At 65.4% G+C, this 14621-nt stretch carries 19 protein-coding genes; all 19 read left to right on the top strand.

Translation table 11 applies throughout. The annotated features are described in order from the left end of the window. The 19 genes from AACH40_RS16790 to AACH40_RS16700 all read left to right on the top strand — a co-directional run bounded on the left by AACH40_RS16790 (position 1) and on the right by AACH40_RS16700 (position 14621). Positions 1–1758, top strand: coding sequence for a terminase large subunit (locus tag AACH40_RS16790; protein WP_338643383.1), 1758 nt, complete (start codon positions 1–3; stop codon positions 1756–1758). Beyond that, on the top strand, positions 1758–3020 hold the full coding sequence (locus tag AACH40_RS16785; protein WP_338643382.1) for a phage portal protein: 1263 nt from the start codon (positions 1758–1760) through the stop codon (positions 3018–3020). Before AACH40_RS16790 ends, AACH40_RS16785 begins: the two co-directional genes overlap by 1 nt. Beyond that, positions 2998–3801: a head maturation protease, ClpP-related gene (locus AACH40_RS16780; protein WP_338643381.1), complete on the top strand. Its 804-nt coding sequence runs from the start codon at positions 2998–3000 to the stop codon at positions 3799–3801. The genes AACH40_RS16785 and AACH40_RS16780 overlap by 23 nt, the downstream gene beginning before the upstream one ends. A gap of 66 nt (positions 3802–3867) precedes the next feature. Then, entirely contained in the window at positions 3868–5088 is a 1221-nt protein-coding gene (locus AACH40_RS16775) for a phage major capsid protein (RefSeq protein WP_338643380.1), read from the top strand. A 94-nt stretch (positions 5089–5182) separates the two neighbouring features. Beyond that, positions 5183–5542: a hypothetical protein gene (locus tag AACH40_RS16770; RefSeq protein WP_338643378.1), complete on the top strand. Its 360-nt coding sequence runs from the start codon at positions 5183–5185 to the stop codon at positions 5540–5542. A 29-nt stretch (positions 5543–5571) separates the two neighbouring features. Then, positions 5572–6111 carry a head-tail connector protein gene (locus AACH40_RS16765; RefSeq protein WP_338643377.1) on the top strand — a complete coding sequence of 180 codons (540 nt, stop codon included), beginning with the start codon at positions 5572–5574 and terminating at the stop codon, positions 6109–6111. Next, positions 6108–6449: a head-tail adaptor protein gene (locus tag AACH40_RS16760; RefSeq protein WP_338643376.1), complete on the top strand. Its 342-nt coding sequence runs from the start codon at positions 6108–6110 to the stop codon at positions 6447–6449. The genes AACH40_RS16765 and AACH40_RS16760 overlap by 4 nt, the downstream gene beginning before the upstream one ends. Continuing rightward, positions 6449–6880, top strand: coding sequence for a hypothetical protein (locus AACH40_RS16755; protein WP_338643375.1), 432 nt, complete (start codon positions 6449–6451; stop codon positions 6878–6880). Before AACH40_RS16760 ends, AACH40_RS16755 begins: the two co-directional genes overlap by 1 nt. Positions 6881–6901: 21 nt before the next feature. After that, entirely contained in the window at positions 6902–7285 is a 384-nt protein-coding gene (locus tag AACH40_RS16750) for a DUF3168 domain-containing protein (RefSeq protein WP_338643374.1), read from the top strand. A 2-nt stretch (positions 7286–7287) separates the two neighbouring features. Next, positions 7288–7716: a phage tail tube protein gene (locus tag AACH40_RS16745; RefSeq protein ID WP_338643373.1), complete on the top strand. Its 429-nt coding sequence runs from the start codon at positions 7288–7290 to the stop codon at positions 7714–7716. Continuing rightward, a complete protein-coding gene (locus AACH40_RS16740) occupies positions 7713–8120 on the top strand; it encodes a hypothetical protein (protein ID WP_338643372.1) in 408 nt (135 codons plus the stop codon). The genes AACH40_RS16745 and AACH40_RS16740 overlap by 4 nt, the downstream gene beginning before the upstream one ends. Continuing rightward, positions 8057–8365, top strand: coding sequence for a hypothetical protein (locus AACH40_RS16735; RefSeq protein ID WP_338643371.1), 309 nt, complete (start codon positions 8057–8059; stop codon positions 8363–8365). Before AACH40_RS16740 ends, AACH40_RS16735 begins: the two co-directional genes overlap by 64 nt. 4 nt (positions 8366–8369) lie before the next feature. Then, positions 8370–10778, top strand: coding sequence for a phage tail length tape measure family protein (locus tag AACH40_RS16730; RefSeq protein ID WP_338643370.1), 2409 nt, complete (start codon positions 8370–8372; stop codon positions 10776–10778). Further along, positions 10775–11371, top strand: a complete 597-nt coding sequence (locus AACH40_RS16725) for a hypothetical protein (RefSeq protein ID WP_338643369.1) — start codon at positions 10775–10777, stop codon at positions 11369–11371. Before AACH40_RS16730 ends, AACH40_RS16725 begins: the two co-directional genes overlap by 4 nt. After that, positions 11371–11961, top strand: a complete 591-nt coding sequence (locus tag AACH40_RS16720) for a hypothetical protein (RefSeq protein WP_338643368.1) — start codon at positions 11371–11373, stop codon at positions 11959–11961. Before AACH40_RS16725 ends, AACH40_RS16720 begins: the two co-directional genes overlap by 1 nt. Beyond that, positions 11958–12383 (top strand): DUF6950 family protein, encoded by a 426-nt coding sequence (locus AACH40_RS16715; RefSeq protein ID WP_338643367.1) that lies wholly within the window; start codon positions 11958–11960, stop codon positions 12381–12383. The genes AACH40_RS16720 and AACH40_RS16715 overlap by 4 nt, the downstream gene beginning before the upstream one ends. Beyond that, a complete protein-coding gene (locus AACH40_RS16710) occupies positions 12376–13893 on the top strand; it encodes a hypothetical protein (RefSeq protein WP_338643366.1) in 1518 nt (505 codons plus the stop codon). Before AACH40_RS16715 ends, AACH40_RS16710 begins: the two co-directional genes overlap by 8 nt. After that, positions 13890–14210 carry a hypothetical protein gene (locus AACH40_RS16705; protein ID WP_338643365.1) on the top strand — a complete coding sequence of 107 codons (321 nt, stop codon included), beginning with the start codon at positions 13890–13892 and terminating at the stop codon, positions 14208–14210. Before AACH40_RS16710 ends, AACH40_RS16705 begins: the two co-directional genes overlap by 4 nt. 9 nt (positions 14211–14219) lie before the next feature. Next, positions 14220–14621: a hypothetical protein gene (locus AACH40_RS16700; RefSeq protein WP_338643364.1), complete on the top strand. Its 402-nt coding sequence runs from the start codon at positions 14220–14222 to the stop codon at positions 14619–14621.

Genomic DNA, 14621 nt, shown 5'->3' with positions numbered 1-14621 from the left:
ATGACGTGGAGCACCGCCTGCCCGGACTGGGAAGAGCGGATCGTAGAAGGGCGCAGCCTGGTACCGTTCGCGCCGCTGTTTCCGGATGAGGCCGAAGCGGCGCTGGGCGTGTTCAAGCGCCTGCAGATGACCGACCTTCCCGCCAAGGAAGACGGCACCTGGCCGACGCTGGGCGAAGTCTGCGAAGAGTTCGTGTTCGATTTCGTGCGCGCCGTGTTCGGCTCGTACGACCACAAGCGCGGGCGACGGTTGATCCGCGATTTCCTGCTGTTGATCGCTAAGAAGAACGGCAAGTCGACGATCGCCGCCGGCATCATGCTGACGGCGCTGATCCGCAACTGGCGGCACCAGTCGGAGCTGCTGGTGCTGGCGCCGACCATGGAAGTGGCGAACAACAGTTTCGGCCCGGCCAAGGGCATGATCGAGGCCGACCCGGAACTGGCCAAGCTGTTCCATGTGATCGAGAATCAGCGTCTGATCCGGCATCGGGTGACGCAGGCCGAACTGAAGATCGTGGCGGCGGACAGCGGCGTGGTTAGCGGCAAGAAGGCGGCGTTCGTCCTGGTCGACGAGTTATGGCTGTTCGGCAAGCAGGCCAAGGCCAAGGGCATGCTGCGCGAGGCGACCGGGGGACTGGTTTCGCGCAAGGAAGGCTTCGTCATCTATCTGACGACGCATAGCGACGAGCCGCCGGCGGGCGTGTTCAAGGAAAAGCTCGAGTACTTCCGGTCGGTCCGCGACGGCGACGTGGCGGATAACACCAGTTTCGGCATGCTGTTCGAATGGCCAGAAAAGATGATCGAGGAAGAAGCCTACCTCGATCCGGCGAACTGGTATGTGACGAACCCGAACCTCGGCAAGTCGGTCGACGAGGAATGGCTGGCGAGCGAGCTGACCAAGGAAAAGACGGGCGAAGGCGAGGGCCTGCAGATCTTCCTCGCAAAGCACCTGAACGTGGAGATCGGGCTGCGGCTGCGGCGCGATCGCTGGCGGGGGGCGGACCATTGGGAAGCGGCGGGCGATCCGGCGCTGGCGTCGCTCGACACGCTGCTCGACCGCTGCGAAGTGGTGACGGCCGGGGTGGACGGCGGCGGTGAGGACGACTTGCTCGGCCTGTGCGTGGCCGGGCGCGAACGGATGACGCAGCGCTGGCTGTTCTGGCACCACGCGTGGGCGTGGCCCGACGTGCTCGACCGGCGCAAGGATATCGTTTCGGTGCTGCGCGGGTTCGAGGAAGCGGGCGACCTGACGATCTGCGACGAGGACAGCCGGCTTGATGCCGCGGTGCTGGCCGAAGCGATGGCCAAGGGCGAGGCGATCGAAGTGCCGCTGCCGCAGGACATGGCCGAGCTGGCCGGATACTTGGCGCGGGTGAAAGACCGAGGCCTGTTCCCGGCAGAGAATGGCGTCGCGGTCGATCGCGTCGGTTCGCCGATGCTGGTCGATGCGATGGCTTCGATCGGGATCGTGCCGCCGCTGCTGGTCGGCCAAGGGCAAGGCTGGATGCTGAACGGTGTGATCGCGGCGTTGCCGCGCATGCTGAAGGACGGGCGCGCGCTGCATGGCGGGCGGCCGATGATGGCGTGGGCCGTGTCCAACGCCAAGGTGACCTATTCCGGGAGTGCGCTGGTGATGACGAAGCAAGCGGCGGGATCGATGAAGATCGATCCCGTGATCGCCATGCTGAACGCGGCATCGTGCCTGGCGCGCGGCCCGGTGGCGGCAGACAAACCGAAGGTGCTGCAGGTGTTCGTGTGATGAGCCCGGACGATTACAAGCGCATGCGAGGGGGTGGGCAGTCCACACCAGCGCAAAACGCTGATCGGCCGCAGACGCCGCTGCCGCAGATCGTGCGGGATAATCCCCTGTGGACCGACTTCTACGCGCCGCTCCCCGGACTGCCCGCAGTCACGGAAAAGAGCGTCCTGCGGATCTCGGCCGCCTATGCCTGCGTGAACCTGATTGCAGGCGCAATATCGGCGTTGCCGATCAATCTGTATCGCGAAACGCCTGATGGCGAGCGCGACCAGGTGTTCAACGATGACCTGCGCTGGGTGTTGAACGAAGAGTTTCTTCCGCGCTGGAATGCAGCGACGGGTTGGGAGTACCTGACCAGCTCGCTCCTGTTCCATGGCGATGCCTTTGCGCCAATCGTACGCAAGGGATCGAAGATCGTGGGCATCGAGCCGGTGCACCCACAAAAGGTCGACGTGCTGCTTTCGCCGGACCGGACGCGGCTTATCTATGCCGTCTGGCGCGAGAACGGGCAGTACGACGTTTTCGACCAAGACGACATGCTGCATGTGCCTGGGTTCGGCTTCGACGGCTATCGCGGCGTTTCCCCGCTTCGCCACGTGCTGGCGATCCCCGGCGGCGTCGCACTGGCAACGCAGGAATACGCGGGTCGGTTCTTCACCAACTCGGCGCGGCCAGACGTAGTGCTGTCGAGCGACCAGGTGATCGATCAGGAGGCCGCCGAGCAGATCAAGGCGCGCTGGGTCCAGCTCTATTCCGGCTATGCCAATGCGCATCAACCCGCAGTGCTGGGCCAAGGGTTCAAAGCGATCCCGCTGACCATGACAGCCGAGGATGCGCAGCTGCTCGCAACACGGCAATTCCAGATCGAGGAAATCGCCCGGATCTATGGCGTCCCGCCCTTCATGATTGGGCACACCGAGAAGACGACGAGCTGGGGCAGTGGAGTGGAATCGATGGGCGCTGGGTTCGTCCGCTTCACGCTGCGCCAGCACCTTCACAAGTTCCAGACCGAGATCAACCGCAAGTTCTTCCGCACCGCCGGCAAGGTGGCCGAGTTCGACACGTTCGAGCTTGAGAAATCGGACATGAAGACGCTGTTCGAATCGTTCCGCATCGGCGTCGGCCGCGCGGGCGAACCCGGCTTCATGACGCCGGAGGAAGTGCGGCGGAAACTAAACCTGAAGCGCACGCCGACCGATGGCACGCTTTCGACCGGTCAACAGACGACAGGACAAGCCAATGCACCGCAACAAGCTGCTTAACCTGCTGGCGGCCAACGCCCGCCGGGGCGAGTTTCGCGCCGAGGCGGGCGACGCCGGGGCCACGATCTACCTCTACGACGTGATAGTCTCGAGCAAGGCCGATGCGGAATGGTTCGGCGGGGTTGATGCGGAAACCTTTGTGCAGTCGCTGCGCGGGATGCAGGGCGACGTGTCGGTGCGGATCAACTGTCCCGGCGGCGACGTGTTCGCCGCCCGCGCGATGGCGCAGGCGATCCGCGATTATCCCGGCCAGGTGACTGTTTATGTCGACGGCTACGCTGCTTCGGCCGCGACGTTCTTGGTCGCCGTGGCCGATCACGTCGCGGTGGCGCAGGGCGGCATGATCATGGTGCACAAGGCGTGGACCATCGCCATGGGCAACGCCGACGATTTCCGCGCCAGCGCCGAACTGCTGGGCAAGATCGACGGCACCATCGCCGATACTTATGCCGCCGCCGCCGGGCGTCGCGGGATCGACCCGGCCGACTTCACCGCGCTGATGGCGGCGGAAACCTGGCTGACCGGCGAGGAAGCGATCGCGTTGGGGCTGGCCGACGAAGTGGCGGGCGATCCGGGGCCCAATGCGAGCGCGCGGTGGGACCTTTCGGCCTATAGCAACGCGCCCGTCGCGCCGATGGTGCAGCGTGAGCCCAATCCCGAGGCCGCCATCGAGCCAAATCTGACGATCGAGGGGCCCGCGGAAGCCGCGAACTCGAACGTTAACGACCAGATCGAACGGAACCGCCGCGTCGCGGCGCTCCGGTCACGCCAACCTGCCTGACGCGCCGCGCCAGACAGCACACCGGCCCCGCCATGTCGGCGGGGTTTTTTTATGGAGAAGCAAGACATGAGCATCCAGGCTCTCCGCGAGCAGCGCGCGGCAAAGGCAAAGGCGCTGAACGAACTGGCCACCAAGGCCGAATGGAACGCCACCGTCGATCAGCCGATCTACGACCAGGGGCTGGCTGAACTGGACGCGATCGATGCGCGAATCAGCAACATCCAGCGTGCCAACGAGCGCATGGTCGAAGACGCGATCGACGCCAACGCGATCATCGCCGCCGAGCGCATCGCCCGCGACACTGGCAGCAAGACGATGTCGCTCTATGCGAAGTACCTGCGGCTCGGCGTCGAGAACATGGCGCCGGAAGATCGCCAGGCAATCCTCAACACCATGTCGGTCGGCACGGGCAACCAAGGCGGCTATACCGTCCAGACCGAAGTCGTGGCCTCGCTGCTCGATGCGATGAAGGCCTTCGGCGCGATGCGTTCGGTGGCCACGGTGCTGTCGACTGCACAGGGCAACCCTATGTCGTTCCCGACTTCGGACGGCACCACCGAAACGGGCGAATGGGTTGCGGAAAATGCTGCTGCCGCTGCCGCCGATCCGACCTTCGGCACGATCGGGCTGCCTGTTTACAAGGCTTCGTCCAAGGTGGTCGCGATCCCGTACGAGCTGCTGCAGGACAGCAGCATCGATGTGGAAGCTTTCGTGCGCAACCGCCTCGCCACGCGCCTCGGCCGCATCACCAACACCGGGTACACTGTCGGCACCGGCAGCGGTCAGCCCACCGGGCTTATTACCGCCGCCGCGACCGGGTACACCTGCCCGAACAGCACGTCGCAGGTTACCGCGGTGACGTATGATTCGCTGGTCGAGCTGCAGCACTCGATCGACCCCGCCTATCGCGCCCTTGGCAACTGCGGATGGATGTTCAACGACAGCACGCTGAAGAAGATCCGTCAGATGAAGGACGGTCAGAGCCGGCCGATCTTCGTCCCCGGTTACGAAGCAGGCGTGCCGGGTGGCGTTCCCGACACCTTGCTGGGTTCGGCGATCACGATCAACCAGGACATGGCTGCTATGGCGGCCAACGCCAAGTCGATCGCGTTCGGTGACTTCAGCTTCTACAACATCCGCGATGTGATGGACGTGACCATGTTCCGCTTCACGGACTCGGCCTATGCCAAGCTCGGCCAGGTCGGCTTCCTTGCGTGGATGCGCACCGGCGGCAACCTGATCGACGTCGGCGGAGCGGTGAAGCTGCTGGCAAACGCCGCTTCGTAAGCGGCGCAGAACCGCGACACGCGGCGGGGTGGGCCAAAGGCCTGCCCCGCTTTCAGCCCGCAATGCGGGGCATTCCCTTTCGAAAGATACAGCCATGAAGGTGCAGATCCTGTGGGCCGCGCCGGCCGAACGGCGTTTCAAGTCTGGCGACGTGATGACCGAGGAATCGGCAGCTCGCTTCGGCCTCGACGCGGACGCCATGATCGAAACGCGCGAGGCGCAGCGCGTGAAGGACAAGGTCCCGACCACCGTCGAAGCCCCGGAATCGGAGCCCGAGCCCCTGCGCGAGGACGGGCCGACCGTGCTGGAATTCATCGCCGAAGGCTATCTGGCAGAAAACTATCCGCCGGAAGGCTATGCCGCGCGCAGCACTGGCGAAGAAATCGCCACTGCGATCCAGCTTCAGGCCGCCGCCAAGCCGGCTGATCAGGCCGACCCTGGCGCCAACGCCTAACCTTCTGCGCTGACGGTGGAGCGTTCGACATGGGATTGACACTCGTCACCGGGCCGATCGCCACCGCCGTCACGTTGGCCGAAGTCAAGGCGCAGGCGGGCATCGAAAGCGCCGATTGGGATGCGCTGTTGACGGCGGACATCGCGGCGGCGACCGAGCTGATCGAACGTCGCACCGGTTCGAGCATTTGCGGCCAAGCCTGGCGGCTGACGCTCGATGTCTTTCCGGCTGTGGTCCAGCTGCCAGGCGGGCCGGTAACGGCTGTCAGCTCGATCACTTATCGCGATAGCGCGGGCATCGTCCGCACGCTGTCGAGCGCGGCCTATATCGTCGACCTGGTCTCCGTGCCGGGCCGGATCATGCCAGCGACGGCGTGGCCTGCGACCGACGGCCAGATCGGCGGTGTTACTGTCGATTTCCAGACTGGCTTTCAGACTGTGCCCGCGTTGCTCAAGAAGGCCATCATCACCACCGTTTCGGCCTGGTATCGCGACCGTGAGAGTGGCGACTTGCCTGCGGGCGTTGTGGCGATGCTGAATGGCTATACCCGTTCGTGGGGCTTCGCATGACGTTACCCGCGGGGCGGCGCGACAAGCGGGTGACGTTCCAGCGGAACGGGGCTGCGCGATCGGCACTGGGGGGCAAGGCGGCGCCGGCCTGGTCGGACCTGTGCAGCCGGTTTGCCAGCGTGACGTGGGGCACCAGCGCCGAGCGGCGCGCGGCGGCGGGGGAGCAGGCGGTGCAGACCGCCACGTTCCGCGTGCTGGCCGACAGCACGGTGCGAACCGTGACCGTACGCGACAGGATCAGTCACGACGGGCTTGCCTGGGACATCACCGGCGTGGCGCCGATCGGCGGGGCTTCGGCGACCGAAATTGAATTCACCGCGACCGCGGCGCGCAGCTGATGGCGAACACCACGTTCAAGCTGTCCGGCCTGAAGGATCTGGAAGACGCGCTGCTGCAACTGTCGACGGGGATGGCAAAGCGCATCGGTCGCAAGGCGCTGCGCGATGGGGGCAAACCGATCCTGGACGATTACAAGGCGCGGACGACGATCGCCACGGGCACGCTGGTCAACAACGAGAACATGGGCACGCGCCTGAACAAGCGTCAACGCAAGCTGAGCCCGCGTCCGGGCCCGAGCGAGATTGAGATCCACATCGGCACGGCGGATCCTGCCGGCATTGCCGAAGAATTTGGCAACCGGCACCAGGCCGCCAACCCATCGCTGACGCCGGCGTGGGATATGCACGGCGGGGCGCGGGCGCTGGAAAAGATTGCCCAGTCGCTGGGCGATGGCATCGAGCGCGAAGCGGCGCGGACACGGCGAGGCTGACGCATGGGCATGGAAGAAGCATTGATCGCCCGGCTTTCGGCCGCTGCGGCGGTTTCGGCCGTGGTCGATGACCGGATCAGCTGGTTTGGCCGGGCCGAAGGCGATCCGCTGCCGGCATTAACGCTGCTGCAGATTTCGCCAGGCCAGTCCTGGACTCATGGCGGCCCCGATGGTGTCGATCGGCCGCGCGTGCGGTTCGATTGCTACGCCGCGACGGACGTGGGCGCGATTGCGCTCAAGCGCGCGGTCATCGCGACGATGACGGCACCGGCCGACGTCGACGGGTGGCGGTTCCATCCCGGGATGCTCGAAGCAGACCGAACGATCGAGGAGCCCCAGTTGGCCGGAGGCAGTGACCTTTTTCACCAGCAGATCGAACTAAAATTTTATCACGAGGAGCTTTGATCATGAACGCGAAAACCTCGCTTGGCGCCGAGCTGCACATGGGGGCATCGAGTGGCGCGTTGACGGAAGTCGCCGAGCTGCTGTCGCTTACTCCGCCGCAGCGGTCGCGCGAGACGATCGATGCCACCACGCTGTCTAGCACAGGCGCGCAGGAATTCCTCGCCGCCGGCATCTACGATCCGGGCGAAGTTTCCGGCCAGGTCCACTACATCGCAGGCAGCGCAGGTGACGATGCGTTCATCATGGCGGTGACCGATGGCGTAATCCGTCATTTCAAAATCGTGGTGAAGGCAGCGACCGGCACCGAAGACATGGAATTTTCGGGCTTCGTCACCGCCTATGGCGTCGATGAACTGACCATCGACGGCAAGCAGACTGCATCGTTCACGATCAAGGTCAGCGGTGCGTACACGCAGGCGGCCAGCGCATGACGCCTGCTGATGGCGCGGTCGCCTTCGATTTCGGGGGCGACCGCTACACGATGCGCTTTGACATGAAGGCGATCGCGTTTTTCGAGCGCGAGGCCGATTGTTCGATCCTGCAGGTGATGCGACACATCGCTCTGGCGCAGGAGGATCCCCTCGGGCACCCGCCCAAGCTGTCGCTACTCGCTTTCCTAATCCAGGCGGGACTTCGCCATCAGCATCCGGACGTCACACTCGATCACGCCGCGCGCATGATCGGCGATCCCGATGTGCAGCGAGCCCTGTCCCTGGGCATGAACGCGGCGGCACCGAAGCCGGATCCGAGTGCGGAGGGAAACGGGAAGCCGTGTCCGAACCGGAAGAAATCGACTGGGACGATCTCCTCGGCGGGGCGCTCGAGGCGGGGCTGAGCCTGCCGGAGTTCTGGTCTGCCACATGGCGGCAAATCCATCTGGCCCGGCGCGCCTACCATCGCCGGCGCGGGTGGTTGGCTTGGCACATCGCCAGATTGGGCCATGCTGATCCCAAGTCGTTCCCTGACTTGGAAGACATGACCGGCGAGGCACGGCCCGATCGATCTGCCGCGCGCATCAGCTCCATGTTCCACACCATTCGCATCATGAAGGCGGCCCGAGCGGCCCGGCAGAAAGGTTGATCCGATGTCATCGCTGATCGGTGCGCTGCGCGTCACCCTTGGCCTGGACAGTGCTGCCTTCGAAAGGGGCGCCAGCGCGGTCGAGAAGCGCGCGGCGAAGATGTCGCGCGAGATCGAATCGCAGGGCAAGGCGATGACCTCGCTCGGCCAGAAGCTGTCACTGGCCGTCACCACCCCGCTCGTCGCGTTCGGCTATGCGTCGGTCAAGGCCGCGATGGAATCTAGGGATGCCATGGCGCAGGTTGAAGCGTCGATCGCGTCGATGGGCAACGCCGCCGGGCGCACATCCGAGCAGCTGGGCATCATGGCCAGCGACCTGATGCACAAGTCGCTGTACGACGACGACGAGATCTTGCGGAAAGTAACGGCGAACCTGCTGACGTTTGGCGCGGTGCGCGGGCAGGTGTTCGACCAGGCGCAGAAGGATGCGGTAGATCTAGCCGCGAAATTCGGCATGGACCTGCAGGGCGCCACGATGATGCTGGGCAAGGCGCTGCAGGATCCGGTGAAGGGGATCAGCGCCCTGTCGCGTGCTGGTGTTTCTTTTTCGGCCGAACAGAAGGCCATGATCAAGGACATGGTGGCGGCGGGTAATGCGGCGGGGGCGCAAAAGCTGATCCTTGCCGAGCTGGAAAAGCAGGTTGCCGGATCGGCAGAAGCCGCCGCGAAGGCAAATCCGATGGCGGCGCTGAAGCATTCTTTCGATGATTTTCAGGAAGCCGTAGGCGGGCAACTGCTGCAGATGATGCCGCCGATCACGGCTGCGATCACGAACCTGTTGACGGCATTCAATTCGCTCTCGCCAGCGATGCAGCAGGGTCTAGTCATTGCTGCGGGGTTGGCGGCGGTGTTCGGGCCGCTGCTGACTGTGCTGGGCACTGTCGTCACCGCGATGGCGCCCTTCCTGGGGGCGTTAAGTGTGGCCTTCGCCGAAGGTGGCGTGTTGCTGGTCGCAAAAGCCGCGATCGTCGGCCTGACGGCTGCATTCGGCCCGTGGTTGCTCGCGATCGGCGCGGTCGCGGCGGTCGGTGCGGCAATCTATGCGAACTGGGACAAGGTCGCGCCCATCCTGAAACAGGTCTGGGCTGCGATGCAGCAGGCGCTGGGGCCGGCAACGGCGGCGATGCTGGACGCGGTCAACAAGGCGTTCAGCGAAATTGCATCGAGCGAACTGGTAGGCGCGCTGGGCAAGCTGGGCATGGTGCTGCTCGAAGCGTGGGGCGGCGCACTGCCGGGCGTATTGCGCGCGCTCGCGAGCCTGATCACCGGGGTTGTCCAGGTCATTAGCGACGCAGTGCGGATCATTGTCGATCTGTTGTCCGGCGATTTCGGCGGCGCGATGAACGCGACCAAGGATCTGGCCACCCACTTCGTCAACGCGATCGGCAACATCTTCGGCGGAATGGCTCAGGCGGTGATCGGCTTCGTGTCGGGCATGGTGCGCGGGATCGATGAATGGGTCGGCGGAAAGCTGACGGCGATCTGGAATGGCGTGCTGAACAAGATCGACGCGGTCAAGCGGGGGTTCTTCGGCCTGTATGACGCCGTTGTCGGGCACTCCTACATTCCCGACATGGTCGATGGCATCGCGGCACAGATGCTGCGGCTCGACAGCGTCATGGTCGACAAGGCCAAAAAGACTACCGAGTCGACCAAGGAGGCGTTCAAGGCGCTGGCTGGTGACGTGCAGCAGCTGCTCGACCGGCTGTTCCCGGAAGCTGCGGCGCTCAACCAGTACCGTTCGGACGCGGCCACAATCGACAAGGGCCAGAAGGCCGGGATGTTGTCCCCGGCACAGGCCAACGAAGCACGCAACCGTCTGGCGACAGAGGGACGCGGCGGGAACATGGATGCGGCACAGGCGATCATGGCTGGGCCGATCGATGTCGAGGCCGTGAAGCTGGGCGATGTGATGGACCGGATGAAGACCAAGGCCGAGGTGACCACCGTCGCAATCGCCAAGAACTTCAAGGAGATGGCGCAAGATACCATCGGGGCAATCCAGAACCTTGCCAGTGCGATCAAGGGTGGCGGCTTCTTGGACATCCTGTCTGGCGTCCTGAGCCTTGGCCTGCAGCTGGGAAGCATCGGTGCCTTCGGGAAGAAGATCCAAACCGATATCAATGCAAAGGTGCCGGGCTATGCCGATGGGACGAACTTCCACCCGGGTGGCCTGGCCATGGTTGGCGAGCGCGGGCCCGAGCTGGTGAACCTGCCGCGCGGCAGCAAGGTCTATCCGCATGGCACGGGGCCCGGGAGCGGGTCGCAGCGGATCCAGATCGTGCCGTCGCAATACTTCGACGTGGTGGTCGACGGGCGTGTGATGCGCGCGGCGCCGGCCATCGCCGGGGCGGGCGGTGAAATGGGGTATCGCAAGGTGGTGCGTTCGCAGTCGCGGAGGATTGGCTGGTGATCGTGCTGGCCGCGCCTTTCAGCCAGTCGGCGGTCAAGCCGCAGCTGGTCGATCCGGGCTATGTGCTGAAGTCGGCGGGCAATGCCGCATCGCTGCGTGTCGATCGGCCGGGCATGCATTATGCCGCAGAATTCACGCTGCCGGCGATGACGCCCGAAAGCGGACGGCTGCTGGTGGGGCGGCTCGCCCGCGCGCGCAGCGAAGGCATCCGCGTGGCTTGGCCGCTGGTCGGCGCCGTTCAGGGTTCGCCCGGATCGCCGCAGGTGGACGGGACGGACAGCGCGGGCACCACGCTGAAGCTGAAAGGGCTGACGCCGGGTTACCTCGCCAAGGAAGGGTACTGGCTCAACGTGATCGATGGTGCCGGCGTGCATTACCTGCACCAGGTGGCCGAAGCGACCGTGCGCGCGGGCAGTGATGGCAAGGCGACGCTGGCGGTGTGGCCGCCGCTGCGCTGCGCGCTGGCCGACAGCGCAACCGTCAAGCTGACCGGGGTGCAGATCGAAGGCGTGCTGACCAGCGACGTTGCGTGGGAAATCCCCGTCAATCGCCTGTTCGTGCCGCCCGCCATCGCGATCGAGGAAGCCAACTGATGCGGCGGCTTTCGCTGGTGGGGCTGATGCGCATGGACCTGCCCGGCGGTGCCGTGCGGCTGTGCGATGGCGGGGTGATCCGCTGGGGCAGCGAAACCTATGCCGTAAAGGACCCGACCTATGGCGCGATCGGCGCGATCGAGGATCTGACCGAAGGCGTGGGTTCGGAAATGCCGGTGATGGGCATGACGCTGCTGCCGCCGGATAGCGCAGCGCCGGCCGCGATCAACAGCGCCGCCAACCAGGCGGCAACGGTGCAGTTCTGGACCGCCGCCTATGATCCGGAAACGGGCGCGGTGGTGGGAGCGCCCGAAATCCAGTTCATCGGCCTGCTCGACAGTTCCGTGCTGACCTTCAGCGAGCAATCGCGCGAGCTGCAGGTGACGCTGACGCCGCTGGCCGAGCGGTTGCTGAACAAGAGCGAGGGCAACAGCCTTTCGCCCACTTTCCACAAGTCGGTCTGGCCCGGTGAAACCGGCATGGACGATGCAAGCGGGCTGCTGGTGATGGATTACTGGGGCACCGAAAGCGGGTCTTCCAGCGGCGCTTCGCTGTGGGGCGGGGTGGCGCGCAAGGTGGCCAGCTCGTGACCACTAAGCCCGACCTGATCCGGCGGCAGCAGGCGCTGGCCGCCACGCTCGAGAAATACCGCGCCAAGCCGTTCGACTGGCGCGGGGGAACGACCTGCGTCCACATGGCGCGGTTCCACCTGCGCAAGATGGGGCACCGGCCGGAAAAGCTGCCCGCGATCCGCAGCCTGCTGGCGGCCCGGCGCGCGCTCGACGCGCGAGGCTGGGCCGATGTTCGCGCGATGCTGGCGAGCATGCTGCCCGAGATCCCGCCGGCGGCGATGCTGCCGGGCGACCTTGCGACGGCGGACGGACCGGACGGGCTTGGAGGCATTCTCGTCTGCGCGGGGCCGCACAAGTTGATCGGGTGGCATGAAGACACGGCGGAAATGGTGGTGATCGATTATGATCCCGCCGCGGTGACGGGGGCGTTCCGTGTCTAGCGTGTTCAGCACGATCGGGAAGATCGCGGGCGTGATCGCTCTGATTCCTTCGCCGATCCAGCCCATTGCCGCCGCCGTTGCGGCCGTGGCCAACGTGGCGGCGGCAATCACGGCACAGCCGCCGGCGGCGCGCGGTTCGGCCAGCCAGGTGGTGATCGAGGTCGACGCGCGAAGGCCCTACGTGATGGGCGAAGGCTATGTCGGCGGGGTGCGGCGCTACCAGCGCAGCTATGGCGCGGACAAGAACCCGTACCGCTACATCGTCGAAGTCTATTGCGGTCACGGGCCGATCGTCAGCATCGCGCCCTATTTCGACTACGCGGCTGTCGACACCGGCTATTACACGTCGGACTATCTCGGCACCGCGACGAAGCTGGGCGAATGCCCGGAAAGTGCGGCGCTGGTGCCGTTCTGGTCGGGCGCGCCGAACTGGTCGAGCGCGTCGAAGCTTTCGGGCTGTGCAGCGATCGGGTGGAACTTCAAGTTCTCGAAGAAGGGCAAGCGCTATGCCAGCGGCATCCCGGTCATGGGCGCCTATGGCAAGTGGGTGAAGGTGTACGATCCCCGCAAGGACAGCACCTTTCCGGGCGGGTCGGGCGCGCATCGCCTGGGCGTGGAATCGACCTATGAATGGTCGGAAAACCCGGCGCTGCATTACGGCATGTATGCGTTTGGCCGGTACCAGAACGGCAAGAAGGTGATCGGCATCGGCCTGCCATCGGCGGCGATCGACTGGATCAAGATTTCGGCATGGGCCAACGTGTGCGATGCCAATGGCTGGACGATCTTCGGCCGCCTGTTCGAACCGGGCGACAGCGGCATTCGTGCCAGCAACCTGCGCGACATCGCGATAGCGGGCGGGGCCGAACCGGCGTTTTCCGGGGCGGTGCTGTCGGTGCGATATCAGGCACCGGCGGTTTCGCTGGGCACGATCACCGAAGCCGACCTTGGCCCGGGCACTGTCAGCGTGCCGGGGATGCGGCCCTACACCGAGCGGTTCAACACCGCCGTGCCGCGCTACATCGATTCGAATTCGAACTGGGAAATGATGGCGGCGGGGCCGGTGGCCTTTTCCAGCTTGGTCACGGCCGATGGCGAGGAAAAGAAGCAGGAATGGCCGTTCAATTTCGTGAAGCAGGTCAACCAGGCGGCGCAGCTTGCCGCCTATCGCGTGCTCGACAGCCGCGAACAGGCGCCGATCGAACTGCCGCTGCTGCCGCAATGGCGCACGGTGCGCCCCGGGGAGTGCTACACGCTGGACCTGCCGCGCTATGGCTTGAGCGGTGACGTGATCGTGCTGAAGCGGTCGATCGATCCGGCGACGCTGGTGGTCAAGGTGACGGTGCAGACCGAAACGCCTGGCAAGCACGCGCAGGCGCTGGCGGTCACCGGCGTTGCGCCGAATGCGGCGGTCGCGGGGGCAAGCGGCGCCGCGCGCGACGATGTGGCCGATGCCAACAGCACGCCCGCCACCGATACCGTCTATGACGGCGGGGTGGTGACGCCGTGACCACGATCGCGCTGCGCTTAACGCTGCGCCGGGGCACGGCGGCAAACCTTGCCGCGGTCAACGAAGTGCCGCTGGCGGGCGAGCTTGTTGTGGAAACGGACACCGGCAAGGCCAAGCTGGGGAACGGCACCACGGCGTGGAACAGCCTGCCCTACTGGTCGGCGGGCGGCGCAATCGTGCTGACCGGCACCGGCAGCCCGGCGGGCGTGGTCAGCGCGCCGGTGGGCTCGCTCTACACCCGCAGCGACGGCGGCGCAGGCTCGACGCTCTATGTCAAGGAATCGGGCACCGGCTCTTCGGGCTGGGTCGCCAAGTAGGGGGAACCCATGAAAACGAGTTTCGACAGCTGGCTTTCCGCGTTGGCGGAAGGCCGGAAGGGCGGCGACGCGCTTGGCGACGACGTTATTCCGCAAGGCGTGCGGGGCCTGCCCTGGGGCATGGTGATCGCGCTGCCGGGCAACTGGGCGGGCAGCACGCTGGTGGCCAGCATCAGCGTTGCGGTCGACGCGGCAACGCCGATCGCCACGCCATCGGTCAGCGGGCCGAGCTACGATTCAGTCAACGACTACACCACGTGGACGCTGGCCATTGCCGACACCACGGTCTTCCCCGCCGATGCCGTGGGCGAAGGCGTCCAGTCCTTCCCGATGATGATCAAGTTCACCCCTGCCGGCGGCACGCAGATGGCGCTGATCGGCGGGGCCTTCACCGTTCTAGCGAAAGCCTGA

Source organism: Novosphingobium olei (genome assembly GCF_037076535.1).
Classification (GTDB): Bacteria; Pseudomonadota; Alphaproteobacteria; order Sphingomonadales; family Sphingomonadaceae; genus Novosphingobium; species Novosphingobium olei.
The sequence above is the reverse complement of the archived record's forward strand: the minus strand, read 5'-3'. Positions and strand labels throughout refer to the sequence as shown.

What these genes read in the sequence shown, in the direction of transcription:
- AACH40_RS16790 (WP_338643383.1), top strand. Translation starts at nt 1, where the DNA reads ATGACGTGGAGCACCGCCTGCCCGGACTGGGAAGAGCGGATCGTAGAA.
- AACH40_RS16770 (WP_338643378.1), top strand. Translation starts at nt 5,183, where the DNA reads ATGAAGGTGCAGATCCTGTGGGCCGCGCCGGCCGAACGGCGTTTCAAG.
- AACH40_RS16755 (WP_338643375.1), top strand. Translation starts at nt 6,449, where the DNA reads ATGGCGAACACCACGTTCAAGCTGTCCGGCCTGAAGGATCTGGAAGAC.
- AACH40_RS16730 (WP_338643370.1), top strand. Translation starts at nt 8,370, where the DNA reads ATGTCATCGCTGATCGGTGCGCTGCGCGTCACCCTTGGCCTGGACAGT.
- AACH40_RS16765 (WP_338643377.1), top strand. Translation starts at nt 5,572, where the DNA reads ATGGGATTGACACTCGTCACCGGGCCGATCGCCACCGCCGTCACGTTG.
- AACH40_RS16760 (WP_338643376.1), top strand. Translation starts at nt 6,108, where the DNA reads ATGACGTTACCCGCGGGGCGGCGCGACAAGCGGGTGACGTTCCAGCGG.
- AACH40_RS16785 (WP_338643382.1), top strand. Translation starts at nt 1,758, where the DNA reads ATGAGCCCGGACGATTACAAGCGCATGCGAGGGGGTGGGCAGTCCACA.
- AACH40_RS16745 (WP_338643373.1), top strand. Translation starts at nt 7,288, where the DNA reads ATGAACGCGAAAACCTCGCTTGGCGCCGAGCTGCACATGGGGGCATCG.
- AACH40_RS16780 (WP_338643381.1), top strand. Translation starts at nt 2,998, where the DNA reads ATGCACCGCAACAAGCTGCTTAACCTGCTGGCGGCCAACGCCCGCCGG.
- AACH40_RS16740 (WP_338643372.1), top strand. Translation starts at nt 7,713, where the DNA reads ATGACGCCTGCTGATGGCGCGGTCGCCTTCGATTTCGGGGGCGACCGC.
- AACH40_RS16720 (WP_338643368.1), top strand. Translation starts at nt 11,371, where the DNA reads ATGCGGCGGCTTTCGCTGGTGGGGCTGATGCGCATGGACCTGCCCGGC.
- AACH40_RS16700 (WP_338643364.1), top strand. Translation starts at nt 14,220, where the DNA reads ATGAAAACGAGTTTCGACAGCTGGCTTTCCGCGTTGGCGGAAGGCCGG.
- AACH40_RS16775 (WP_338643380.1), top strand. Translation starts at nt 3,868, where the DNA reads ATGAGCATCCAGGCTCTCCGCGAGCAGCGCGCGGCAAAGGCAAAGGCG.